This is a genomic window from Citrobacter sp. Cf132 (assembly GCF_030333885.1).
Taxonomy (GTDB): Bacteria; Pseudomonadota; Gammaproteobacteria; order Enterobacterales; family Enterobacteriaceae; genus Citrobacter; species Citrobacter freundii.
Genome location: NZ_JAOWFA010000019.1, coordinates 1 through 927, shown reverse-complemented (window position 1 = coordinate 927; position 927 = coordinate 1). Strand labels below are relative to the sequence as shown.

Genomic DNA, 927 nt, shown 5'->3' with positions numbered 1-927 from the left:
TGGTAAGCAGAGTTTTTGAAATGTAAGGCCTTTGAATAAGACAAAAGGCTGCCTCATCGCTAACTTTGCAACAGTGCCCCTAATCGTGTTCAGCAGAATAGCCGGAGGAAGTTTCCTACTGTCGATAAGAAAGGATTGGCACAGGGAGTGTGAATATCGAAACACCATCACAGAATAATGCCAGATAGAAATGCGATAGTAGGGTTGGATATTTAAATAAGGAGCATCCCGACTTAAAATGAATATGACTGCGTAACCAGGCGCAATAAAAAAAGCGAAAGAATCGCTTTTATTCTGGTTGTTTTTTCGAAGAGTGACCGTTTTCTGAGATGACAAGAAATAAGGAAGTCCTATGATCGCTAGCGGAATAGTTCAAAAACTGAATGCGCAAATGAATCAGGAGTTTTATACCTCAAATTTGTATCTTCAGCTCAGCCAGAGGTGCAGCGAGAATAGCCTTAATGGCACCGCACTATTTTTGCGTCATCAGGCGCAAAATACGGTGACGCAAATGATGCGCATGTACGAATACATCAAACAGAGCGGCGCCACGCCGGTGTTACAGGAGCAACACGCCCGGTGCGGTGAATTTTCCACGCTGGAAGATCTGTTTGAGCAGACGGTAAGCGATTACCAGAAGCGCATTAATGCGCTGACCTCTTTGACGGAAGACGCCCAGGCAGCAAACGATAAGTCAGCGATTAACTTCCTGAAGCGATACAGAAAAGAGGAAATCGTGGACGGGACGCTGTTGCAAATCATTCTGGATGAAGTCCGCAGCGCTAAAAAAGCGGGCATCAACATGCAGCAAACCGACCACTATCTGGTTGGCGTGATCGATCGCTATGGAAGGTGCGAATAAGCAGGTCATTTCTTCCCAAGCTGACTCGCTGATTAAAATTTCGCGGATCTGGGCCGATTTTTTTC

The 927-nt window shown here is 45.6% G+C and carries 1 protein-coding gene; it reads left to right on the top strand.

The window, feature by feature from the left end:
• Positions 1-352: 352 nt before the first annotated feature.
• Complete coding sequence (locus OGV85_RS00525; protein ID WP_286552889.1) at positions 353-862, top strand: non-heme ferritin-like protein; 510 nt, start codon at positions 353-355, stop codon at positions 860-862.
• Positions 863-927 lie beyond the last annotated feature (65 nt).

Coding starts and splice junctions, on each gene's coding strand:
- OGV85_RS00525 (WP_286552889.1), top strand. CDS start 353: ATGATCGCTAGCGGAATAGTTCAAAAACTGAATGCGCAAATGAATCAG.